The organism is Sphingopyxis lindanitolerans, assembly GCF_002993885.1.
GTDB lineage: Bacteria > Pseudomonadota > Alphaproteobacteria > Sphingomonadales > Sphingomonadaceae > Sphingopyxis > Sphingopyxis lindanitolerans.
The window spans coordinates 4,118,464-4,141,381 of the sequence record NZ_CM009578.1 but is presented as its reverse complement, the minus strand read 5'-3'; the positions used below and the strand labels follow the sequence as shown (position 1 = coordinate 4,141,381).

Annotated in this window: 24 protein-coding genes, 1 tRNA gene and 1 other RNA gene; 8 read left to right on the top strand and 18 right to left on the bottom strand. The window is 65.6% G+C overall.

Going from position 1 to position 22,918, the window contains the following annotated elements; translation table 11 throughout:
• Positions 1-56: 56 nt before the first annotated feature.
• The 5 genes from CVO77_RS19605 to CVO77_RS19585 form a co-directional block, all read right to left on the bottom strand.
• A complete protein-coding gene (locus CVO77_RS19605) occupies positions 57-692 on the bottom strand; it encodes an isoprenoid biosynthesis enzyme family protein (RefSeq protein WP_106000517.1) in 636 nt (211 codons plus the stop codon).
• 124 nt (positions 693-816) lie between these two features.
• Positions 817-2,220: a pyruvate dehydrogenase complex E1 component subunit beta gene (locus CVO77_RS19600; RefSeq protein ID WP_106000516.1), complete on the bottom strand. Its 1,404-nt coding sequence runs from the start codon at positions 2,218-2,220 to the stop codon at positions 817-819.
• 1 nt (position 2,221) lies between these two features.
• A complete protein-coding gene (gene pdhA, locus CVO77_RS19595) occupies positions 2,222-3,292 on the bottom strand; it encodes a pyruvate dehydrogenase (acetyl-transferring) E1 component subunit alpha (protein WP_106000515.1) in 1,071 nt (356 codons plus the stop codon).
• A gap of 153 nt (positions 3,293-3,445) precedes the next feature.
• A complete protein-coding gene (locus CVO77_RS19590; RefSeq protein WP_242446025.1) occupies positions 3,446-3,745 on the bottom strand; it encodes an FtsB family cell division protein in 300 nt (99 codons plus the stop codon).
• A gap of 149 nt (positions 3,746-3,894) precedes the next feature.
• A complete protein-coding gene (locus tag CVO77_RS19585) occupies positions 3,895-4,476 on the bottom strand; it encodes a helix-turn-helix domain-containing protein (RefSeq protein ID WP_106000513.1) in 582 nt (193 codons plus the stop codon).
• A 71-nt stretch (positions 4,477-4,547) separates the two neighbouring features.
• Here CVO77_RS19585 and CVO77_RS19580 point away from each other — a divergent pair, with 71 nt between their 5' ends.
• On the top strand, positions 4,548-5,873 hold the full coding sequence (locus CVO77_RS19580) for a S41 family peptidase (protein WP_158258140.1): 1,326 nt from the start codon (positions 4,548-4,550) through the stop codon (positions 5,871-5,873).
• A 44-nt stretch (positions 5,874-5,917) separates the two neighbouring features.
• Here the strand turns inward: CVO77_RS19580 and eno are convergent, their stop codons facing one another.
• The gene (eno, locus tag CVO77_RS19575; protein WP_106000511.1) at positions 5,918-7,192 is read right to left on the bottom strand and encodes a phosphopyruvate hydratase; all 1,275 of its coding nucleotides are present in this window, start codon (positions 7,190-7,192) and stop codon (positions 5,918-5,920) included.
• 225 nt (positions 7,193-7,417) lie between these two features.
• On the opposite strand from eno, the gene CVO77_RS19570 reads away from it, so the two are divergent.
• The 5 genes from CVO77_RS19570 to CVO77_RS19550 all read left to right on the top strand — a co-directional run bounded on the left by CVO77_RS19570 (position 7,418) and on the right by CVO77_RS19550 (position 9,453).
• Positions 7,418-7,957 (top strand): hypothetical protein, encoded by a 540-nt coding sequence (locus tag CVO77_RS19570; RefSeq protein WP_106000510.1) that lies wholly within the window; start codon positions 7,418-7,420, stop codon positions 7,955-7,957.
• Between the two features lie 7 nt (positions 7,958-7,964).
• Positions 7,965-8,411: a phage holin family protein gene (locus tag CVO77_RS19565; RefSeq protein WP_106000509.1), complete on the top strand. Its 447-nt coding sequence runs from the start codon at positions 7,965-7,967 to the stop codon at positions 8,409-8,411.
• A complete protein-coding gene (locus CVO77_RS19560) occupies positions 8,411-8,785 on the top strand; it encodes a hypothetical protein (RefSeq protein ID WP_106000508.1) in 375 nt (124 codons plus the stop codon). Before CVO77_RS19565 ends, CVO77_RS19560 begins: the two co-directional genes overlap by 1 nt.
• The gene (locus tag CVO77_RS19555) at positions 8,769-9,158 is read left to right on the top strand and encodes a hypothetical protein (protein ID WP_106000507.1); all 390 of its coding nucleotides are present in this window, start codon (positions 8,769-8,771) and stop codon (positions 9,156-9,158) included. The genes CVO77_RS19560 and CVO77_RS19555 overlap by 17 nt, the downstream gene beginning before the upstream one ends.
• Before the next feature lie 79 nt (positions 9,159-9,237).
• Positions 9,238-9,453 (top strand): DUF4170 domain-containing protein, encoded by a 216-nt coding sequence (locus CVO77_RS19550; protein WP_106000506.1) that lies wholly within the window; start codon positions 9,238-9,240, stop codon positions 9,451-9,453.
• 99 nt (positions 9,454-9,552) lie between these two features.
• On the opposite strand, the gene CVO77_RS19545 is transcribed toward CVO77_RS19550, so the two are convergent.
• The 3 genes from CVO77_RS19545 to CVO77_RS19535 all read right to left on the bottom strand — a co-directional run bounded on the left by CVO77_RS19545 (position 9,553) and on the right by CVO77_RS19535 (position 13,386).
• Positions 9,553-9,831, bottom strand: a complete 279-nt coding sequence (locus CVO77_RS19545) for an ETC complex I subunit (RefSeq protein WP_106000505.1) — start codon at positions 9,829-9,831, stop codon at positions 9,553-9,555.
• A gap of 70 nt (positions 9,832-9,901) precedes the next feature.
• Positions 9,902-12,364, bottom strand: coding sequence for an ATP-dependent helicase HrpB (hrpB, locus tag CVO77_RS19540; protein ID WP_106000504.1), 2,463 nt, complete (start codon positions 12,362-12,364; stop codon positions 9,902-9,904).
• Between the two features lie 8 nt (positions 12,365-12,372).
• A complete protein-coding gene (locus CVO77_RS19535) occupies positions 12,373-13,386 on the bottom strand; it encodes a polyprenyl synthetase family protein (protein ID WP_106000965.1) in 1,014 nt (337 codons plus the stop codon).
• 105 nt (positions 13,387-13,491) lie between these two features.
• Between CVO77_RS19535 and CVO77_RS19530 the strand changes: the two genes are divergently transcribed.
• Together CVO77_RS19530 and CVO77_RS19525 are read left to right on the top strand one after the other, a co-directional pair.
• Positions 13,492-13,779, top strand: coding sequence for a chorismate mutase (locus CVO77_RS19530; protein WP_106000503.1), 288 nt, complete (start codon positions 13,492-13,494; stop codon positions 13,777-13,779).
• Positions 13,776-14,465, top strand: coding sequence for a glutathione S-transferase N-terminal domain-containing protein (locus CVO77_RS19525; protein WP_106000502.1), 690 nt, complete (start codon positions 13,776-13,778; stop codon positions 14,463-14,465). The genes CVO77_RS19530 and CVO77_RS19525 overlap by 4 nt, the downstream gene beginning before the upstream one ends.
• Before the next feature lie 194 nt (positions 14,466-14,659).
• Here the strand turns inward: CVO77_RS19525 and CVO77_RS19520 are convergent, their stop codons facing one another.
• From CVO77_RS19520 to ffs, 9 genes are all read right to left on the bottom strand, one after another.
• Positions 14,660-15,964 carry a sensor histidine kinase gene (locus CVO77_RS19520; protein WP_106000964.1) on the bottom strand — a complete coding sequence of 435 codons (1,305 nt, stop codon included), beginning with the start codon at positions 15,962-15,964 and terminating at the stop codon, positions 14,660-14,662.
• Between the two features lie 124 nt (positions 15,965-16,088).
• Positions 16,089-16,754, bottom strand: a complete 666-nt coding sequence (locus tag CVO77_RS19515) for a response regulator transcription factor (protein ID WP_106000501.1) — start codon at positions 16,752-16,754, stop codon at positions 16,089-16,091.
• Between the two features lie 100 nt (positions 16,755-16,854).
• Complete coding sequence (locus tag CVO77_RS19510) at positions 16,855-17,160, bottom strand: hypothetical protein (RefSeq protein ID WP_106000500.1); 306 nt, start codon at positions 17,158-17,160, stop codon at positions 16,855-16,857.
• An 89-nt stretch (positions 17,161-17,249) separates the two neighbouring features.
• A tRNA-Val gene (locus CVO77_RS19505) sits at positions 17,250-17,324 on the bottom strand.
• Positions 17,325-17,484: 160 nt separating this feature from the next.
• Complete coding sequence (locus CVO77_RS19500) at positions 17,485-17,757, bottom strand: HU family DNA-binding protein (RefSeq protein ID WP_003044445.1); 273 nt, start codon at positions 17,755-17,757, stop codon at positions 17,485-17,487.
• A gap of 167 nt (positions 17,758-17,924) precedes the next feature.
• Entirely contained in the window at positions 17,925-20,321 is a 2,397-nt protein-coding gene (lon, locus tag CVO77_RS19495; RefSeq protein ID WP_106000499.1) for an endopeptidase La, read from the bottom strand.
• Positions 20,322-20,545: 224 nt separating this feature from the next.
• Positions 20,546-20,881, bottom strand: a complete 336-nt coding sequence (locus CVO77_RS19490; RefSeq protein WP_106000498.1) for a YbaB/EbfC family nucleoid-associated protein — start codon at positions 20,879-20,881, stop codon at positions 20,546-20,548.
• On the bottom strand, positions 20,878-22,599 hold the full coding sequence (locus CVO77_RS19485; protein WP_106000497.1) for a DNA polymerase III subunit gamma/tau: 1,722 nt from the start codon (positions 22,597-22,599) through the stop codon (positions 20,878-20,880). The genes CVO77_RS19490 and CVO77_RS19485 overlap by 4 nt, the downstream gene beginning before the upstream one ends.
• A 185-nt stretch (positions 22,600-22,784) precedes the next feature.
• Positions 22,785-22,882: signal recognition particle sRNA small type (ffs, locus tag CVO77_RS19480), an RNA gene on the bottom strand.
• Between the last annotated feature and the right edge of the window lie 36 nt (positions 22,883-22,918).

Below are 22,918 nucleotides of genomic sequence, written 5' to 3'. Positions count from 1 at the left end.
CCGCGCAAGATAGATGTTCGGGGGCGGCATTTCCACCCCTGGCGTGTTTTTGTCGATCAGCGCCCGAACAGGCCGATCCGCAGCAACCGCAACCCTTCGCTCCGCCAGCGCCTTTCGCCATCCCGCGCGGCGATCGCGGCGGCCCAGCGGTCGAGCATCAGCAAGGCCTTGCTTCCGCCGAAAGACGCGCGCGGCGGCGCGGGCTGGTCGCGGGCGTCCGCCAGGAATTGCCGCCCCTCCCCTTCGCCCGCCTGAAGCCCGGCGCCCCAAAGCAATCCCCAGCGCGCGCCGCCCGCACCACCCGAAAGGCGGAACAACGCCTCGCCGAACCCCGCCGCCGCCTCGCGCCGCTCGGCTTCATTCTCGGCGAGCAGCATTGCTTCAGCCGCGTCGACGAGCGCATCGAGCCCGTCCTGCCCGGCCCACGTCGCCTGCAATTCGGCGAGCAGCGGCTCGCCCTTCGGCAGCGCGGTGGGATCGGTCGCGAGCATCGCCATCATGTCGCGCCACCAGGCAAGCTTGATCTGCCCGATCATCGGCTCGCGCGCATCGCCGATCAACCGAGCCAGCCGCTCGGCCAGCGCCCACAACGCCGCCATCGCCGGGCGCCTTTCGCGCGGCACCGCGACCATCACGCGCGGGTCGCGGATGTCGGGGTAGGGTGCGCCCTCCGCTGCGTGATTATCTAGCATATATCAGATACACCGTGCCCCTGCGAAGGCAGGGGCCCACCTCCTATGCTATCGTCGTCCGGCACGGTCGGCTCAAGGTCGCAATGGCGGGAGATGGGCCCCTGCCTTCGCAGGGGCACAGCCTTTAACTGCGATTGCAGACCGCCTTCACCGCCGCGATCACGCGCGGGGTGTCGACCAGCGCCGCCTTTTCGAGATTATGCGCATAGGGCAGCGGCACATCCTCGTTGCACACGCGCATGACCGGGGCGTCGAGATCATCGAAGCCCTGCTCCATCGCGACCATCGCAAGCTCGCTGGCGATCGAGCAGGTCGGCCAGCCTTCCTCGACGACGACCAGGCGGTTGGTCTTCTTGAGGCTGGCGAGCATGGTCGCGACGTCGAGCGGGCGTAGCGTGCGCAGGTCGATGACCTCGGCCTCGATCCCCTCGCCCGCCAGCGTATCGGCGGCTTCGAGCGCGAGCCCGACGCCGATCGAATAGCTGACGATGGTGACATCGCCGCCCTCGCGCATGATCCGCGCTTTGCCGATCGGCAGGACATAGTCGGCGACGTCGGGAACGTCGAAGCTGCGGCCATAGAGCAACTCATTCTCAAGGAAGACGACCGGGTCTTCGCTGCGGATCGCGGCCTTGAGCAGGCCCTTCGCATCGGCGGCGTCATAGGGGGCGATCACGATCAGGCCGGGGACGCTCGCATACCAGGGCGCAAAATTCTGGCTGTGCTGCGCCGCGACGCGGCTCGCCGCGCCATTGGGGCCGCGGAACACCATCGGACAACGCATCTGGCCGCCCGACATATAGTTGGTCTTGGCCGCCGAATTGATGATGTGGTCGATCGCCTGCATCGCGAAGTTGAAGGTCATGAACTCGATGATCGGCTTCAGCCCGCCCATCGCCGCGCCGGTGCCGAGCCCGGCAAACCCATATTCGGTGATAGGCGTGTCGATGACGCGGCGCGCACCGAATTCATCGAGCAGGCCCTGCGTGACCTTGTAGGCGCCCTGATATTCGGCGACTTCCTCGCCCATCACGAAGATGCGGTCGTCGGCGCGCATTTCCTCGGCCATCGCATCGCGCAGCGCTTCGCGCACGGTCAGACGAACGGTCGCGGTGCCTGCGGGGATCGCGGGGTCGGAGGCGCGTTCGACGGCGGCGGGTTTCGGTACCCTTTCCTCCGTTTGCCCTGAGCTTGTCGAAGGGCCGTTCTTTTCTTCCACCGTTGCAGAAGAGGAGGACGGTGCTTCGACAGGCTCAGCACGAACGGGCTTGGAAGGCGCTTCCTCGCCTTCGCCCGCGATCGTCGCGATCACGGTGCCGACCTTCACATTGTCACTGCCTTCGGGAACCAGGATCGACGCGATCGTGCCTTCGTCGATCGCTTCATATTCCATCGTCGCCTTGTCGGTCTCGATCTCGGCAAGAATGTCGCCCGATTTGACCGTATCGCCTTCCTTGACGAGCCACTTGGCGAGCGTGCCCTCTTCCATCGTCGGCGACAGCGCCGGCATCTTCAGTTCGATCGCCATCTCAATATTGCTCCACCAGCACGTCGGTATAAAGTTCATGCGGCTCGGGCTCGGGCGCGCTTTCGGCGAAGTCGGCGGCGTCGCTGACGATCTGGCGGATTTCCTTGTCGATATCCTTGATCTTGTCCTCGCTGATCCCGGCGCCCTGCATCAGTTTCTTGAGATGCTCGATCGCGTCGGACTTGTCGCGCACCGCCTGCACTTCCTCGCGGCTGCGATATTTGGCGGGGTCGGACATCGAATGGCCGCGATAGCGATAGGTCTTGAGTTCGAGCAGGATCGGTCCCTTGCCCGCGCGCACCCATGCGAGCGCTTCCTCGGCCGCGCCGCGCACCGCGAGCACGTCCATGCCGTCGACCTGCATGCCGGGGATGCGAAAGCTTTCGCCGCGGCGATAAAGCTGGTCCTCGGCGCTACTGCGGTTGACCGAGGTGCCCATCGCGTACTGGTTGTTCTCGATCACGAAGATGATCGGCAGCTTCCACAGCTCGGCCATGTTGAAGCTCTCATAGACCTGGCCCTGGTTCGCGGCGCCATCGCCGAAATAGGCCATGGCGACGCCGCCGTCGCCGCGATACTTGTGCCCGAACGCCAGCCCGGTGCCGAGCGAGACCTGCGCCCCGACGATGCCGTGGCCGCCATAAAATTTCTTCTCGACGCTGAACATGTGCATCGAACCGCCCTTGCCGCGCGAAATGCCCGCGGCGCGGCCGGTCAGTTCGGCCATGATGACCTTGGGGTCGATGCCATAGGCGAGCATATGGCCGTGGTCGCGATAGCCCGTGATGACGCTGTCCTTGTCGCCGTCGAGCGCCGACTGGAGCCCGACCGCCACCGCTTCCTGGCCGATATACAGGTGGCAAAAGCCGCCGATCAGGCCGAGCCCGTAAAGCTGCCCCGCCTTTTCCTCGAAGCGGCGGATGAGCAGCATCTCGCGATAGAAAGTCTCCAGCTCTTCGGGCGTCGCCGGATAGGGAACGGGCTCGCTCGGCTGCTCGCGATTGGTCGCGGGCGCTGGGGTGGAAGCGGTTTTTTTCGGCGCAGCAGTCTTGCGCGCAGGTTCTTTGGCCAAGGCGGATTTCCTCTTGCGATTAGCCGTTACGGCAAGGCTTCCTATAGGAGAGCCGCGCCCTGTTTGGCAACGTCCGCTTGGGATGCCATCCGGTTCGACATTACGTATGCGACCATCGAAAGCCCGCCCCCTTCAGGGGAGGGAAATCATCCATCAGGGCTTCGCCGCGTCGGGCTCCATCGGGATCGCGATTTCGTCGGGGTGCATGACCCCCAGCTTCTCGCGCACATATTCGTCGGCAAGGTCGGGATCGACGCGGCGCCGGTCGAGCAGATTGACCCGGTTCTGCAATTCGCCCTGTTTCTTGGCGAGCTGGCTCAGCACGACGCGCTTCTTCTCCACCGACTGGCTGTAATCGCCCCAGGCATAAAGCCCCGTCGGCCCGAAAATCGCATAGCCGATCATCGCCAGCACCGCAATCAGCGCCACCGCGGGACCAATGGCCCGGTTCATCGATTTACGGAATTTATGGCGCTGCGTCATTTCGGCCCTTGAATCAGAGTTGATTCACGGCGTCAAGCCGTCAGATGCGGGTTTTGCAGCGTTTTCCTGCTCCAAAGCCGACCGACCGAGAATTGTCCGACCACGCTAGGGTCAGGACCCTAGATGACCACGCATCGAACGAAGCGAACGAGCGCCTGCTGCCTGTTCGCGAATGTAGAGGAAGAGGCGCTCGAGAATATCCTGAAATCGCCGCTGGCAACATGAAACTCCTCGTTGCCAAGTTCGATCGTCAACATGCCCTCGACGACGAAAATCATTTCGTGGCCCGTCTCCGAATGCGCTTCCGACCGATGGCGATCGCCCGGTCCAAGCGACCAGAGCCACAATTCGGTTTCTTTCGTCGACGGGGCGGTTCCCAGCAACATCGCCTCGCTGCCCGCGACCTTTCCTTGCCACGCAAGGCTGTTCACCCGGCTGCCATCGGCAGTATCGAGCGGCCGGACAATTTCAGAAAAGGTGACCGACATGGCGGCGGCCAGCCGATCGATGCTGGCCAGGCTGACGTTCGTCTCGCCGCCCTCTATGGCGGAAATCATCCGCCGGCTGAGTCCCGACGTTTCGGCCAGCGCGCTTTGGCTCAAATCCCTTTCATCGCGCAATCTGCGCAAGTTTTTTCCAACATTGGCAAGCACATCGGACCTGTCCGATGCCGGATGTTGACTGCGCAATATATTGCTCATACTAAATTTGACCGTCGGGTGACCGCGATAGCGCGGTTGCCCGCCACGACCAACCCAGGAAAGTGATGGATATGCGCGGACGCCCCCTGCTTCTGGCCATGGCGCTCGCGCCAACCCTATGCTTTTCGCCGGTCGCGACGGCCGAGCCCGCAACCGAGGTATCGGCGGCGACGCCCGTGCTGACCGCCGCGACACGCGATGCGGCGCTAAAAGCCATCAAGGCGCGGCTATCCCGGGCCTATATAAATCCCGACCGCGTTCCTGCGATATTGGCAAGGCTCGATACGTCGAAGGCGCGCTATCAAACCGACGATCCGGCGCGATTTGCGGCGCTGATTACCGAAGACATGCAGGCGGTCGCAAAAGACACGCACCTCTATGTGCGGTTCGCGCCCGAATGGTATCGCGCGGCGACGGCCCGGCCCGATCCGGCCGCGATCGCAGCATCCAATGCCTTCGACGCGCAACATGCGCGCAACTTCAATCACGGACTGGTCGAAACACGGCTTTTGCCGGGCAATATACGCTATCTGAAGATCGTCGGCTTCTTCTGGAACGAAGCCGAGACAGCGCGGGCTTATGACGACGCGATGCGCTTTTTAAAGGGCGGCCGGGCCATCATAATCGACCTGCGCAGCAACCAGGGGGGCGACACCAATGCGCTCGATTATCTGCGCAGTCATTTTTTCGCCCCCGGCACGCTGATGACAACGCTGGTGACGCCTGGCAGCGCCGACGTACAGGTGCTGGCACAGCCGAACCTTCCGAGCGGGCGGCTGACGGGTATCCCCTTATATGTGCTGATCAATCATCGCTCGCGCTCTGCCGCCGAAGCCTTTGCCTATACGATCGGGCAATTCAAACTGGGCGAACTGGTGGGCCAGCGAACCGAGGGCGCGGCCCATTTTTCGGATGATACCGCCGTTCCGCCGTTCTTCCGCTTCTCGGTGCCGCTCGGATATACGCAAGACCCGATAAGCAAGCGCGACTGGGAAGGCACGGGCGTCGCTCCGACGATCGAGGTTCCGGCGCCGGAGGCGCTCGAAACCGCTTATGATCTCGCACTCGCTCGGCTGCTACCCCTCACGCCCGACGGGGTCGAGAAGGATTTTCTTGTCTGGGCGCGCGACGGACTGGCGGCGCAACGCACCGGCCAGGTGCCAACCCCGGCCGAACGCGCCGCGCTCGCGGGCCAATATGGCGCCGCAAAGATCGAGCTTCGCGGTTCGGCCTTATGGCTGGTCCGCCCCGATCGCGAGCCGCGGCAACTGAAACCCCTTGGCGCCGGGGGATTGTTCGAAGCGGAAGATGATGACACCTTCCGCGTCCGAATTGGCCATGATGGCCTATATTTGCTGCGCCCGGGAAGCCCGCTCACTCTCGATTATCCGCGCTGACGCGCCGACACCGAACCGGTCGAATTGGCGCGCTTCGGTCCCTCTCACCCGAAAATCGCCATCCCCGGATAGCGCGCCATGTCGCCCAATTCCTCCTCGATGCGGATGAGCTGGTTATATTTCGCAAGCCGGTCGGAGCGCGCCAGGCTGCCGGTCTTGATCTGGCCGCAGTTGGTCGCGACGGCAAGGTCGGCGATCGTCGCATCCTCGGTCTCGCCCGAACGGTGCGACATCACGGCGGTGTAGCGCGCGCGGTGCGCCATATCGACCGCGTCCAACGTCTCCGACAGCGTGCCGATCTGGTTGACCTTGACGAGCAGCGAGTTGGCGAGACCGTCCTTGATCCCCTGCTCCAGCCGCAGCGGATTGGTGACGAACAGATCGTCGCCGACCAGCTGGCATTTGTCGCCGACCAGGTCGGTCAGTGCTTTCCAGCCGGTGAAATCATCTTCGCTCATCCCATCCTCGATCGACCGGATCGGATAATCCTTGACCAGCGCGGCCAGATAATCGGCCATCTGTTCGGGGCTGAGCGACAATTTCTCGCCGCTGATCTCATATTTGCCGTTCCGGAAGAATTCGGTCGCGGCGCAATCGAGCGCGAGGACGACGTCGCTGCCGAGCTTGAAGCCCGCCTGATCGACCGACGCGGCGATGAAGTCGAGCGCGGCGCGGGTCGAGGCGAGGTTCGGGGCGAAGCCGCCTTCGTCGCCGACCGCGGTGGCGAGGCCCTTTTGCGACAGGCCCTTCTTCAGCGTGTGGAAAATCTCGCTGCCCCAGCGCACCGCTTCGGCGATGCTGCCCGCACCGACGGGCATGACCATGAATTCCTGCACGTCGATCGGATTGTCGGCATGCTCGCCGCCGTTGATGATGTTCATCATCGGCACCGGCAAGGTGCGCGCCGAAACCCCGCCGACATAGCGATAGAGCGGCAGGCCACGCGCATCGGCGGCGGCCTTGGCGGCGGCCAGGCTGACGCCGAGAATCGCGTTGGCGCCAAGGCGGCCCTTGTTCGCGGTGCCGTCGAGGTCGATCATCGCCATGTCGAGTTCGCGCTGATCCTCGGCATCGATGCCGAGCAGCGCTTCGGCGATCTCGCCGTTCACCGCCGCGACGGCTTTCGTCACGCCCTTGCCGAGATAGCGGCTCTTGTCGCCGTCGCGCAATTCGACCGCTTCGTGCGCGCCGGTCGAGGCGCCCGAAGGCACCGCGGCGCGGCCGAAACTGCCGTCTTCCAGCAGAACATCGACTTCGACGGTGGGATTGCCCCGGCTGTCGAGGATTTCGCGGCCGTGGATGTCGATGATGGCGGTCATGGAAACTGTCCTGCTGAGGCCCACTCGGCGGGGCATTGGAGAAAGCGCCCGCCTGTTATCGGCGCCGTGCCGCCAGCGCAACCACGCATGGGAGTTTGGGGGAATTTTGCGAGCCTATGGAACCAACAGGCTCGCCTTGCTATATATCTGGACAGGACCAAAAGGGTTCGCGGTCGCCATTCCCCCCGGCGGCACGAGACCCGATAAAAGAAGAGGACAGTGCCCATGGCCAAAGCCGCTACTCCCACCGCCAAGAAAGCGATGCCGAAGGCACCCGCGAAACCCGCCGCCACCAAGGCGGCTCCGGCGCGCAAGCCCGCTGCCAAGAAGGCGGCCGCCAAGGATCATCCGATCCGCGACCAGCTCGCCGCGACGCGCGACACCATCAAGTCCGAAGCCGGCAAGAAGGCCGCCTCGCTGAAGGATGAGGCGACGACGCTCGCGAACCAGGCATCGACCAAGGCGCGCAACGCCGCGACCAAGGGCAAGGACAAGGCGGCCGAAGCCGTCGGCAGCCTCGCCCGGATGCTCGAGGACAGCGCCGGCACCGTCGACAGCAAATTCGGCAAGCAATATGGCGACTACGCCCGCTCGGCCGCCTCGACCGTCGCCGGTCTCGCCACGACGCTCGACAAGAAGGATCTCGACGAGCTTGCCGCTTCGACAAAGGATATGGTCAAGAAGAACCCGGCGGTCGCGGTCGGCGCCGCGGCGGTGATCGGCTTCGTGCTCGCCCGGATGCTCAAGGGCGGCTCGAACGACTGACCGCAGCTTGCCGCCCTCCAGCCCCCCGCTCGCGCCCGAACCGCGCCGCTTCGATGGCGTGAGCCACGGCTATGCGCCCGACGGGCGTCCGGTCGCGCCGCCGCCGGTGCCGCTCGAAAAGATCGTCGACGACGTCATCGACAATCTGTCGGCCACCGCGAAGGCCGAACTGGCGCTGCTCGAAGCGCGCGGCGAACTGGCCCTGCATGGCGCGACGTGGACCGCGGCGTGGGGCGTGATTGCCGCTTGCGCGCTGGGGGTTGCGATGCTCGCGCTGGCGTTCGGGGCGATCCTTGCGCTTGCTCCGCACGTCGGCCCTCTGCTGGCGACCTTGATCGTCGTCGCCGTGCTGCTCCTCCTGGCCGCCGCCGCCGGGTGGCGCGCGCAGCGCAGCTATGGCGACATCCGCACCGCGCTCCGCCGCGACCTGACGAACGAAGGGAGCGACGACTGATGCCGGGGACGCGCAACCGCCTGATCAACGCCGCGCGCCGCTCGATGCTCGAGCGCGCCGAACTGCACCGCCGGCTCGATGTCGCCAAGGCGGCCTTCAAGCCCAAGGCGCTCGTCGATCGCGGCAAATATCGCATCGGCGAAAAGGTCGACGATGCGGCGCATATCGTGCGTCAGGAATTTCGAGACAATCGTCTGCCGATCGCGCTCGCGGCGGTCGCGGGCGTTGCGTGGCTGTTTCGCGAGCCGATCAAGGAGCATGGGCCCCGGCTTGCCCGGAAGGTTCAGGATCTGGCCGCTGCCGCCATCGATATAGTCCGGCCTGATACGGCCGAAGAGGATTTGACGGAGGAAAAGAATGAAGCCGCTGAGTGAAACCGCAAGCGATGCGCGTGCAAAAGCGAGTGAAGTTGCGGAGAAAACCGCCGAAAATGCGCGCGCGACCGCCGAGGCGGCGAAAGCGCGCATCCAGGACGGCTATGGCCGTGCCCGCGCCGTGACGAGCGAGCTGGCCGACCGGACGCGCGTCGCGACGAGTGACCTCGCCGCGAAGGGCCGCGAACAAGCCGACGCCGCGCGCGAGACCGCCGGCGAAGTCTATGCGAAAGGCAAGGCGCAGGCCAAGCGCGCGAACAGCAAGCTCAAGGCCGCGGCCGAGAAGCAGCCGCTGGCGCTCGTCGCGGGCGCCGTCGCGATCGGCGCGCTGATCGGTTCGCTGCTGCCCAAGGGCCGCAAGGACGAGGATTGAGGCGGACTTGCCGTAACGGCGAAGCGCTGGTAGGGGCGCGCCGTCCCCCTCCCCAGCGCTAGCCGCAAGGAAAGCATCCATGAGCAAATTGCACCTCGTGTTCGGCGGGCGCGTCAGCGATCCGCAGGGCCTCGACTTCGTCGATTTGAACGCGCTCGACGTCGTCGGCCTGTTCCCCGATTACAAATCGGCCGAAAAGGCCTGGCGCAGCGCCGCACAGCGCACCGTTGACGATGCCGAAATGAAATATGTCGTCGTCCACCTGCATAAATTATTGCAGCCGGACGCGGAATAAGAATCCGTCGCCCCCGCGAAGGCGGGGCCCGCGGGCAGCCTTATCCAGCATCGCTGCGTAAGCCGACAGCGGCTCCCGCCTTCGCGGGGGCGACGTTTTTTACCGGAAATTGTCGGCGTAGGCCTGAATCTTCAGCGTCCGCACCGGTGTCGGCGTAATCTCGACCTCGATGCCGTTCTTCTCGACATAGGCGACCGCCTCGTCGCGGGTGGCAAAGCCCAGGCGGATCTGGCGCCGGGTGTCGCCGCTACCCGCCCAGCCCATCAGCGGGTCGGCCTTGCGCGCCTCGGCGGGGGCGAATTCCAGCGTCCAGTGCTGCGTGCCGGCCCGTCCCGACTGCATCGCATTCTTGGGTTTCTGGAAGATACGCGCTTTCATCGAAGATCGTCCTGATACTGTGGTTCTGCTGCCGCCTTAGCGCCAAGCGGCGCGGGCGGAAAGGGGCCTGTTACCCATCGCGCCGCGCCTGTGCCGCCTTGGTCAGCAGGGTCGGCCGCGCGGTCGCCGGATCGTCGGGCCAGCTATGCTTGGGATAGCGGCCGCGCATCTCCTTCGCGACCTCCGACCAGCTTCCGCTCCAGAAGGAGGCGATGTCACGGCTGGTCTGGATCGGCCGATGCGCGGGCGAGGTCAGCGCGAGGACGAGCGGCACCGGCGGATCGCCGATCACCGGGTGGCGGCCAAGCCCGAACATTTCCTGCACGCGCACGCTGACCGTCGGGCCGCCGTCGGCGCCATAGTCGATCGCATGGCGGCTGCCCGCCGGTGTCGCATAGTCGGCGGGTGCCAGCTTTTCGAGCAATTGCCGCGCGGGCCAGTCGAGCAGGCCGGACAGCGCGTCGGCAAGCCGCTGGTCGCCGATATCGCGCAGCCCGCGCGATCGTTCGAGCAACGGCGCGAGCCAGATATCGAGGCTGTCGGCGAGCGCGGGCGCCGACAGCGTGTCGAGCCCCGCGAACGACGCGCGCTGGCGCAGCGCCTGCGACACCGCGCCCCAGCCGATGAGGCCGAGTCCTTTTTCCCGCACCGCGGCGAGCCGCACCACGATATCATTTTCGGCGCCCTCGCTCCGCCCCGCCTGCCCGCTCGTCAGCGCGATCGCGCCGAGGCGGCGTTCGCGGCGATGATCGACGCGGTCGCTGGCCGCGTCATAGCTGCTCGCCGAACGGTTGACGATCTGGTCGGCGAAGATCGCTTCGACCTCGGCCAGCGCGATCGGCGCCGCGCCAAGAATGCGCACCCCGGCGGCATGACCCTGCGCATCGGCGATGGCGAGCCATTCGCTGTTCGCGAGCGGGTCGAGCGGGTCGAGTTTGTAGGCGCGGCCGCCGGTGCCCAGATATTCGCCCCGCTGCCCGGCCCGCTGGCGCGCGACGCGGTCGGGCCAGGCAGTCGCGATCCAGCCGCCGACCGAACGGTCGTCGAGCGCACCCGCGTCGACCGCCAGCTTTTCGCCAATCGCGGCCAGGCGCCGCGCGAGCCGCCACGCCCCCTCGGCGCGGTCGCCCTTCATGCCTTTCCAGCGCTGAAGCCGCGCATCGACATCGACGCCGCGCCCGCCAAGCCCCGGCTCGGTGAGCAGCACCGCAAGCTTCGCGGCCATATCCGCCTCCCCCGCGCGCGCCGCGTCGAGCAGCATATGGGCGAGCGGCACCGGCAGCGGGATCGCCGCGAGCGCCTTGCCATGCGCGGTGATCCGCCCGTCGTCGCCAAGCGCGCCGATCGCGCGAAGTCGCGCCTTGGCTTCGGCAATGGCGGCGGGCGATGGCGGGTCCAGCCAGCCCAATTGGCGCGGATCGACGATGCCCCAGCTCGCGCAATCGAGCACGACGGGCATCAGGTCATTCTCGTGAATTTCGGGCGGGTCGAACGGCGGCATCCCCGCGGTTGCCGCCGCTTCCCACAGGCGATAGGCGACCCCCGGTCCCTGCCGCGCCGCGCGGCCCGCGCGCTGGGTCGCCGACGCCTGGCTCGCGCGTTCGGTGACGAGGCGCGCGATCCCCGCCGCCCTGTCGAAACGCGGGCGCCGCGACAGTCCCGCGTCGATCACGATCCGCACGCCCTCGATCGTCAGGCTGGTCTCGGCAATGCTCGTCGCCAGGATCAGCTTGCGACCGCCGCTGGGGTCGCGAACGAGCGCCTTGCGCTGCTGCGTCGGTTCGATCTGACCGTGCAGCCGATGGACGATGAGCGGCAATCCCGCCGCCTCGACCGCCGCCGCGGTGCGCTCGATATCGGCAGCACCGGGCAGAAAGGCGAGCATGTCGCCTGCGCTCTCGTCGATCATCGCCTGCCGCACCGCCGACAGCATGGAGGCTTCCAGCCGGTCCTCGGCGCGGCGCCCCACATGGCGCAGGTCGAGCGGCCAGCTCTTGCCCTCGCTCCGGACCACGGGCGCGTCGCCGAGCAGCGCCCCGAACCGCGCGCCGTCGAGCGTCGCCGACATCGCGACGAGGCGGAGGTCGTCGCGCAATCCCTGCTGCGCGTCGATCGCCAGCGCGAGCGCGAAATCGCCGTCGAGGCTGCGTTCGTGCACCTCGTCGAACAGCACCGCCGACACGCCCGCGAGTTCGGGATCGGCGAGGATGCGGTTACGGAACAGCCCCGGCGTCATCACCAGCAGCCGCGTCGCCGCCGACTGTTTGCTGTCGAGCCGCGTCGCATAGCCGACCCGGCCACCGACCGCCTCCCCCATCTCCTCGGCGATGCGTTCGGCGGCGGCGCGCGCGGCCAGACGGCGCGGCGACAGCAGCCACACCGTCCCCTTGCACCACGGCTGATCGAGCAGAGCCGGCGCAACGCGCGTCGTCTTCCCCGCCCCCGGCGGCGCGACGACGACGGCATTGGGCTTGAGAAGCAGCGCCGCCATGATGTCGGGCAGCACCGCGTCGATCGGCAGCGCCTGCCTCATCAGCAGCCTCAATAAGCGCGGGCGACCGCGAAGGCGACCGCTTCGGTCAGCGCGGTCTTGGCCTGGCTGGCGCGAAAGCCGCCGATCGCATCGACCGCGCGCTGGCCATAATGGCGGGCCCGCGCCAGCGTGTCGGCGATCGTGTCATGCTTGAGCAGCAATGACGTCGCATAGGCGAGATCCTCGTCCGACGTGCGATGCCCGACGATCGCCTGTTTCCAGAAATCGCGTTCTTCGGCGCTGCCGCGCGCATAGGCGAGGATGACCGGGAGCGTGACCTTGCCGTCGCGAAAATCGTCGCCGACGCCCTTGCCCATCGTTTCGGCGTCGGAAACATAGTCGATCGCGTCGTCAACGAGTTGGAAGGCGATGCCGAGGTTGCGGCCATAGGCGTCGAGCGCGGCTTCGGTCGCGTCGTCGCGTTCTGCGACGACCGCGGCGATCTTGCACGCCGCGGCGAACAGTTCGGCGGTCTTGGCGTTGATGATCGCGAGATACTGGTCCTCGCTCGTCTCGATCCGGCGCTGGGCGGAGAGCTGGTTGACCTCACCCTCGGCGATCACCGCCGAGGCACGCGAGAGGATTTTCAGCACCTTCAGCGAGCCGTCCTCGACCATCACCTCGAACGCGCGACTGAACAGGAAGTCGCCGACCAGCACCGAGGCGCTGTTGCCCCAGATGATGTTCGCGGTCTTGCGGCCGCGGCGCAGGTTCGATCCGTCGACGACATCGTCGTGGAGCAGGGTCGCGGTGTGGATGAATTCGACCGCGGCGGCGAGCTTGCAATGGCGGTGGCCCGGATAGTCGAGCAGTCGGCCGCAAGCGAGCGTCAACATTGGGCGCATCCGCTTGCCGCCGCCCGCGATCAGATGCCCGGCCAGTTCGGGGATCAGCGGCACTTCGGACTGCATCCGGTCGAGAATGACCGCATTCACCTCATTCATGTCAGCGGCGACGAGCGCCATCATCGGGTCGAGCGAGGGCGGCCGGTCGCCGTGGAGCAGGTGGATTTCCGCAGTCATGACGGGCCGAGCCTTGGCCGCGCGGCCATTTTTTTGCAACGACTTTCGGCTTGCCAGCCGCCCCTCGCCGGTGCCAAGCGTGCCGGGTATCGCAAGGAGCCGCGCATGGACGACCAGTTGAGCCGTTACCGTCAAAGTATCGACAATATCGACGCGTCGCTGGTCTATATGCTCGCCGAGCGGTTCAAGGTGACCAAGGCGGTCGGCGAGCTCAAGGCGCGGATCGACCTGCCCCCCGCCGACCCCGATCGCGAGGCCCGGCAGATCGAACGGCTGCGCAGCCTGGCCCGCGACGCCGATCTCGACCCCGATTTCACCGAGAAATTCCTGCGCTTCATCATCGATGAAGTGATCCGTCACCACCAACAGGCCAAGCGGGAGAGCGAAGCATGAGCCATCCGATCTTCGCGAAATGGCCCGCCGCGCATCCCGACCGGCTCCAGCTCTTCGGCTTGCCGACGCCGAACGGGGTCAAGGTCAGCATCATGCTGGAGGAATGCGGCCTGCCCTATGAGGCGCACCGCGTCGACATCATGGCGAACGAAAGCCACGATCCGGCCTTTCTCGCACTCAACCCCAACGGCAAGATTCCCGCGATTTACGACCCCGACGGTCCGGGCGGAAAGCCGCTCGCTTTGTTCGAATCGGGCGCGATTCTGATCTATCTCGCCGAAAAGACCGGCTGCTTCCTCCCCGATGATCCCGGCCGGCGTTACGAGGCGATCCAGTGGCTGATGTGGCAGATGGGCGGCGCCGGGCCGATCTTCGGCCAGCTCGGCTTCTTCCACAAATTCGCCGGGCGCGACTATGAGGACAAGCGCCCACGCGATCGTTACGCGGCCGAATCAGCGCGCCTGCTCGGCGTCCTCGACGACCGCCTCGCCGGGCGGACGTGGATCATGGACGCGGATTACGGCATCGCCGACATCTCGCTACTCGGCTGGGTGCGCAACCTCATCGGCTTCTATGACGCGGCCGAGATCGTCGGGTTCGAGCGGTTCGGAAATGTGCAGGCGTGGCTCGATCGCGGGTTGGCACGCCCGGCGGTGCAGCGCGGGCTGGAAGTCTGCGCGGCCTGACGTCACCTAACGACCAGAAGCTGGCGTTGCCAATTCCTCCCCGGAACGGGGAGGGGGACCGCCCGAAGGGTGGTGGAGGGGTCGCAGCGGTGCGTCCTGACGAGAGGTTTCGACCCCTCCGTCAGCCCTGCGGGCTGCCACCTCCCCGTTCCGGGGAGGAACTGGCAATGGCCGCTTCCCACCCCAAAGCCGCCCTACCCCGCCGGCAACCGCAGCCGCACCAGCAATCCGCCCAGATCCTCGCTTTCCTCCAGCGTGATGCTACCCCCGTAAATCTCCGCCACATCGCGGACGATCGCCAATCCCAGCCCCGTCCCCGGCTTGCCGCTGTCGAGCCGCACGCCGCGGTCGATGACGCGGTCGCGATCGGCGGGCGAGATGCCTGCGCCGTCGTCCTCGACCAGGATTTCGGCCATATCGCCGTCGCGCTGGATCGTGACGAAGACGCTGCCGCCGCCATATTTAGCCGCGTTTTCGAGCAGGTTTCCAATCAACTCGTCCAAATCCTGCCGCTCCAACCGCGCCACCAGCGTCCGGTCGCCCGCCGCGTCGAGGCGGACATCAGGATAGAGCAGCCCGACCGCGCGCGCGACGCTGTCGACGCTCTCGCGGACATTGGCGCGCGCCTGTGCCGCGCCGCGGCGGCCGACCGCGCGGGCGCGCGCAAGGTGATGCTCGACCTGCCTCTGCATCGTCGCCGCTTCGCGCCGCACCGTGTTCGCCAGTTCGCTGTCGGAGCCGGTCGCGCTGTTGACGAGCACGGTGAGCGGGGTCTTGAGCGCATGGGCAAGGTTGCCCGCGTGCAGCCGCGCCTCCTCGGCCTGCTTTTCATTATGCGCGAGCAGCGCGTTGAGTTCATCGACCATCGGCTGCACCTCCAGCGGCAGCGGCGCGGTGATGCGGCGATTCTGCCCACCGCGCATCGCGGCGATCGCGCGGCGGATATGACGCAGCGGCAGCAGGCCGTAAAAGGTCTGGAGCGCGGCGAGGATGATAAGCCCGAGGCCGAGCAGCGCCAGGCTGGGGATCAGCGTCGCGCGCACCGCGCGGATCTGAAGATCGAGCGCATCGCGCGACTGGGCGATCTGGAAGCGCCAGTTCGTCCGGCTGCCCGGAAGCAGGACGTTGCGTTCGAGCACCCGCAGTTCCTCGTCGGGAAACTGGTTGCTGTTATAGGTGTGCAGTTCATCGTCGACATGCTCGCGCGGCGGACGCAGCGTGCGCTCCCACAGCGAGCGCGAACGATAGGGCTCCTGCCCCGTGCCGCTGATCTGCCAATAAAGACCGCTATAAGGTTCGAGGAAGCGCTGGTCGCCGAGCGGCTCGATCAGCCGCACCTCGCCATCGGGGCCGATTTCGGACGAACGGATCATCGCGATCAGCACATATTCGAGGCTGGAGTCGAAATTGCGGGTGATCGCGCCGGTCAGCACCCGGTCGAGCGCGAAGCCGCCGCCGATCAGCAGCACCGAAATCCAGATCGCCGCGATCGCGATCATGCGCCGCGCGAGCGAGCCGGTGACGCGGCTGGTCAGCGCCACCGGCGGGGACGGCGTTGGCGGCGGCGGGGACGGTGCTGCCGCTTCGGTCAAGGCTGCCGGGGCGGCGTCCGCCACGAACGGGTCAGCCCTGCGGATCGTCGAGCTGGTAGCCGAGACCGCGGATCGTGGTAATGATGTCGGCGCCCAGTTTCTTGCGGATGCGCGTCACGAACACTTCGATCGTGTTCGAATCGCGGTCGAAATCCTGATCATAGATATGCTCGATCAATTCGGTGCGCGACACGACCTTGCCCTTGTGATGGAGCAGGTAGGACAGCAGCTTATATTCCTGCGCGGTGAGCTTGACCGGTTCGCCATCAAGGGTCACGCGGCCCGACCGGGTATCGAGGCGCACCTTGCCCGCGATCAGTTCGCTCGACGCATTGCCCGAGGCGCGGCGGATCAGCGCGCGCAGGCGGGCGATCAGTTCCTCGGTCTGGAAAGGCTTGGCCAGATAATCGTCGGCGCCCGCGTCGAGCCCCGCGACCTTGTCCGACCAGCTGTCGCGCGCGGTCAGGACGAGCACCGGGAAATTGCGCTTCTCGCGCCGCCAACGATCGAGCACCGTCAATCCGTCGATCTCGGGCAACCCCAGATCAAGGATCGCCGCGTCATAATTTTCGGTCGAGCCGAGGAAATGGCCGTCCTCGCCATCGGTCGCAAGATCGACGGCATAGCCCGCGCCTTCGAGCGTGGCCTTGAGCTGCGGACCCAGCGTGGGTTCGTCCTCGACAATCAAAATCCGCATGCAAGCGCCTTTCCTTTGCGCACCGATATTCCGGCCGCCATGTCACGACTGTGTATCAAGTCCGAACGATCATCGCAAAATGTCGTTGCGTTGGGAGATGTCAGGGTTTGCGGCCGACGATCCGGCCAGTGCGGGCATCGACATAGACGATAACGACCTGCGAACCATCCATGAATTTCAGTGCATAGATCATCCGGCGGGCGTCGAACTGCGGCCCGCCGAGATAGGTCATGCCGTTGTAGGGCGGCCGCGCCTTCACCTCGGCGACCAACCGGTTGAGCGGGATGACCTGTCCTTGTGCCGCGGCGTTGCGCATATTGTCCTGATCGCGCTCGACGCGCGCGGTCGCGGGCGATGCGGCAAGGAACAGGGCGGAAGCGAGCGAGAGGGTCAGGGTGCGGATCATGGCCCGTGCTTCTAATGCGAACGCATTGAATAAGCGATGAATGGCACGGTCAGCCTCTGTTCTGCCTCTGCCGCGCCGGTCGGGTGGAATGGTGGGCGCGACAGGGATTGAACCTGTGACCCCACCCGTGTGAAGGGTGTGCTCTACCGCTGAGCTACGCGCCCATTCCATGCCGACCGAAAAGCAGCAGCTTCCGAAAGCCGGCCGTCCATAGCCGCTCGCGCGGGTAATGCAACGTCCATTCGACACCGATCGCGCCGAATCAAATCGGGCCGCAGCTTGCGCCACGGCCCGAGATGATATCACCTGAAGGTGCCCGTCAAATCAGTTGACGGCATCCTTGAGGGCCTTGCCGGCCTTGAACTTCGGCTGGTTCGACGCCGCGATGGTCATCGTTTCGCCGGTGCGCGGGTTGCGACCGGTCGACGCCTTGCGCTTGCTGACCGCGAACGTGCCGAAACCGACGAGACGGACTTCGCCGCCCTTCTTCAGCGCGCCGGTGATCGAATCGAACACAGCTTCGACCGCCTTGCTCGCGTCGCCCTTGGTGAGGCCGCTCGAGTCAGCGACGGCGGCGATCAGGTCTTGTTTGTTCATGCCTAAGGAACCCCTGCGTTGGTTGAGAGAATGATTCATGGCCCGAAGCCATGGCGCGTCACTAACGATGTTTCACACGGGATTGTCAAAACAAAAAACGCAGAAAACCGCTCTAAAACGCCAATTCTGCGACGAATCAGGGTGAAACGAGGCTCGTCGTCGGTCGATCAGTGGCGAATCGCCCGCTCGGGATCGCCGCCAGGGACGATGGGAGGCGAAGCGGCAAGCTCGTCGGCTTCGGTCCACTCGATCGGTTCGACCGGCGAGACGAGTGCTTCGGCCAGCACCTGATCGACGTGGCTCACCGGAATCAGCTTGAGCTTTGCGGTGATGTTCGCCGGGATTTCGACCAGATCCTTTTCATTCTCCTCGGGAATGAGGACGGTCGTGATGCCGCCACGGAGCGCTGCGAGCAGCTTTTCCTTGAGCCCGCCGATCGCGAGAACGCGGCCGCGCAGCGTGACTTCACCGGTCATCGCGACATCCTTGCGCACCGCGATGCCGGTCAGGGTCGAAACCATCGCGGTGACCATGCCGACGCCCGCCGACGGACCATCCTTCGGCACCGCGCCTTCGGGCAGATGGATGTGGATGTCGCGGCGCGCGAACAGGCTGGGCTTGATGCCATAAGCGGGGGCGCGCGCCTTTATGAACGACAGCGCGGCCTGCACCGATTCGGTCATCACCTCGCCGAGCTTGCCGGTCGTGCGGACCTGGCCCTTGCCCGACGCGGTGACCGCCTCGATCGTCAACAGCTCGCCGCCGACCTCGGTCCAAGCGAGGCCGGTGACCGCGCCGACCTGATCCTCGCCGTCCGAGACCCCGTGCCGGAACTTCTGCACGCCCGAGAATTCGGCGAGATTGTCGGGGGTGACGCGCACGCTCTCCGCCTTGCCCTCGAGAATCTTGCGCAGCGCCTTGCGCGCCAGCCGCGCGATCTCGCGCTCGAGGGTGCGGACGCCTGCTTCGCGGGTGTAATAACGGATCAGGTCGCGCAGCCCCTCGTCGGTCAGCTCGAACTCGCCGGCTTTCAGGCCGTGCGCTTCGATCTGTTTTTCGATCAGGTGGCGCTTGGCGATCTCGACCTTCTCGTCCTCGGTATAGCCTTCGAGCCGGATAATCTCCATGCGGTCGAGCAAGGCCTGCGGCAGGTTCAGCGAGTTCGCCGTGGTGACGAACATGATGTCGCTGAGATCGACATCGACCTCCAGATAATGATCCTGGAACTTGGCATTCTGTTCGGGGTCGAGCACTTCGAGCAGCGCCGAGGCCGGATCGCCGCGGAAATCCTGACCCAGCTTGTCGATCTCGTCGAGCAGGAACAGCGGGTTCATCGTGCCAGCCTTTTTGAGGTTGGTCACGATCTTGCCCGGCAGCGAGCCGATATAGGTGCGGCGGTGGCCGCGAATTTCGGCCTCGTCGCGCACGCCGCCCAGCGACTGGCGCACGAATTCGCGCCCGGTCGCCTTGGCGATCGAACGGCCGAGCGAGGTCTTGCCGACGCCCGGCGGGCCGACGAGGCAAAGGATCGGCCCCTTCAGCTTGTTGGTGCGCGCCTGCACCGCCAGATATTCGACGATCCGGTCCTTGACCTTTTCCAGCGCATAATGATCGTCGTCGAGGACGGCCTGCGCCTTGGCGATATCCTTCTTGAGCTTCGATTTCTTACCCCACGGCAGGCCGGTCAGCGTGTCGAGATAGTTGCGCACGACGGTCGCCTCGGCCGACATCGGGGCCATCGCGCGCAGCTTCTTGAGCTCGGCGTTCGCCTTGGCCTTGGCTTCCTTCGACATTTTGAGGCCGTCGATCTTGAGCTGCAATTCGCCAAGGTCGTCACCGCCCTCGCCGCTGTCGTTGCCAAGCTCGCGCTGGATCGCCTTCAACTGCTCGTTCAGATAATATTCGCGCTGGCTCTTTTCCATCTGCCGCTTCACGCGGCCGCGGATCTTCTTTTCGACCTGGAGCACGCCCAGCTCGCCTTCCATGAAGGCGAAGACCATTTCGAGCCGCTTCGCGGACGCATCCTCGACCAGCAGCGCCTGCTTGTCGGACACCTTGATATTGAGATTGCCCGCGACCGAGTCGGCGAGGCGCGAGGCGTCGTCGATCTGCGAAAGCTGCACCGCGGTTTCGGCGGGCATCTTCTTGTTGAGCTTGGCATAGTTTTCGAACTGGTCGACAACCGAACGCATCAGCGCCGCGGTGTCGACGCTGTCGTCGATCGTGTCGGCGATCGGCTTGACGCTCGCCATCACCGCCTTGCCGTCGTCTTCGAGCTTCAGCAGCTTCGCGCGCTCCTTGCCCTCGACGAGGACGCGGACGGTGCCATCGGGAAGCTTCAGAAGCTGCAACACGGTGGCGATCACGCCGGTGTCGTAAAGATCGTCGTGCTGCGGGTCGTCCTCGCCGGGATCGAGCTGGGCGACGAGGAAGATTTCCTTGTCGGCTTCCATCGCGGCTTCGAGCGCGGCGACCGAGCGGTCGCGGCCGACGAAGAGCGGCACGATCATGTGCGGGAAAACGACAATATCGCGCAGCGGCAACAAGGGGAAAGATTGCGTCATCGGAACTCCTGGGCGGGCGCAGACCGGCGTGCCGCTCTTCTTATAGGTATTTCATCGCTAATATGGCGTAACTTGCCGCGCATTCAATGACGGTGGGGTGAATGGGGAAAGGCTCGCTCCTCCCCGTCTCAATCCGTGATCCCGGCGAAGGCCGGGATCTCGCCGTCGCGTTCTGATGCACCGGCGAGATCCCGGCCTTCGCCGGGATGACGGAGAATGATCAGTCAGAACGGCAGCTTGAAGCCCGGCGGCAGCGGCAGGCCGCTCGTCATCCTGCCCATTTCCTCGTTGCTCACCGCATCGGCCTTTTCGCGGGCGTCGTTGAACGCGGCGGCGAGCAGATCCTCGAGCATCTGCTTGTCCGACGGCACGATCAGGCTGTCGTCGATATGGATCGCCTTGATGCGGCCCTTGGCGGTCGCGACGATCCTGACCAGGCCGCCGCCCGACACGCCCTCGACCTCGAGGGTATCGAGCTTCGTCTGGGCCTCCTGCATCTGCGCCTGCACGGTGGCGGCGGCTTCCTGCGCCGCCTTCATCATTTCTTCGATCGATTTCATGGATTGGACCTATGGTGGTTGTTGCCGTCTTCGACAAGCCTTGCGTCGGGAAAAGCCGCCAGTGCGGCCTTGACGACGGGCAGTTCGCGGATGCGCGCGTCATTGTCGGCCAGCTTCGCGGCCTTCATCTGACCAAGGCTGGGGCGCGCTTCGCCGTCGCCGACCCGAACCTGCCAGCGACTGCCCGTCTCCTTGAGCAGCGCTTCGCCCAGCTTGCGCGCGAAATCAGCGTCGAGCGCGGAGGTCGCGGCGTAAACGAGCAATGCGGGTTCGAGCTCCAGAAGCTGGAGGTGATCATAAACTTGCAGGGCAAGCTGATGATAACCCGTGCTTTCGAGAAGATGATGAATTTGCGCGATGGTCAGCGCCGACGCCGGCGGCTCGGCCCGCTCCGCTGCCGGTGCGTCCACCATCGTTTCGACGGCGGCGCGCTCGGATCCGCCCGGCGCCGGCGGCGCGGCGAGCGGCATCGTCGGCACACCACCCGATTCGAGCAGCTTCGCCAGTTCGCCGGGATCGGGAAGCGACGCCGCATAAATCACGCGCAGCAGCAGCATTTCGAGATGTTCGAGCGGATTGTTCGCGCGCAGCACCTCATCATGCCCCTTGAGCAGCAATTGCCAGAGGCGATTGAGCGGCGCGAAGCCCAGCTTTTGCGCCCAGTCGCCGATCCGCGCCCGGTCGGTCTCGGCCAGCGCGGGATCGTCGTGGCGCGACACTTTGGCGAGCGTGACCGCGTGGGTCAGGTCCATCAGCCCGCGCACCATCGCGACCGGCTCGATCCCCAGCGCATATTGCGCGCGGGCCAGGTCGATCGCGCCGCCGCTGTCGCCTTCCAATATCGCCGCCATCAGTTGCGCGATCGACGAGCGGTCGGACAGGCCGAGCATCGCGCGCACCTGCTCGGCGCCGATCATGCCGCCGCCATCGCCCGATTCCAGATCGGCGTGAGCGATCGCCTGGTCGAGGATCGACAGCCCGTCGCGCACCGATCCCTCGGCCGCGCTGGCGATCAGCCAGACCGCGGGCGCCTCGGCCGCGACACCCTCTTTTTGCAGGATGGCGCTGAAATGCGCGAACAGCATGTCGGGGGTGATGCGCCGCAGATCAAAGCGCTGGCAGCGTGACAGCACCGTCACCGGCACCTTGTTGACCTCGGTCGTCGCGAACAGGAATTTGACGTGCGGCGGCGGCTCTTCGAGCGTTTTCAGCAACGCATTGAAGGCGTTACGCGACAACATGTGCACTTCGTCGATGATATAGATTTTGTAGCGCGCCGAGACGGCGGCATAGCGCACCGCCTCGATAATCTCGCGCACATCGTCGACGCCGGTATTCGACGCCGCGTCCATCTCGATCACGTCGATATGACGCCCCTCGGTGATCGCGCGGCACGGTTCGCACACCCCGCAGGGGTCGATCGTCGGCCCGCCCTGCCCGTCGGGGCCGATGCAGTTCAGCGCCTTGGCGATCAGCCGCGCGGTCGACGTCTTGCCGACCCCGCGCACCCCGGTCATCAGAAACGCATGCGCCAGCCGATCGCGCGCGATCGCATTGCCGAGCGTCTTGACCATCGCATCCTGGCCGATCAATTCGGCAAAGGTTTGCGGGCGATATTTGCGGGCGAGGACGCGGTAAGGACCGCTCGACGCCTGCGGCGTTGCCTCGGGCAGGTCCATTCCCAGCATCGGGGTATCGTCGTCGGCGGAATCGCTCATGCGGTCCGTATTAGGGATGGCCGCGGCGCTTGTCGAAGGGGAAAGGTGAAGCGGCTTCTCTTCTCTCGTCATGCTGAACTTGTTTCAGCATCCAGGGCCCGCCTGCGCAGAAAAGGCTGCGCGGATCGAGGAATCCGACCATGGACCCTGAAACCAGTTCAGGGTGACGATCCAAAATGAGATGTGGGGGTGGGAGCCGGAACGACCCGCAGCGAATTCGTTGCGGCTGCTTCCTTCCGGACCTGACCGGGTTGGCGAAGACTGCGTCCGCCCGACTCCCGCGGCGCATATGGCGGGGGTGACGGCGAAAAGCAAGATG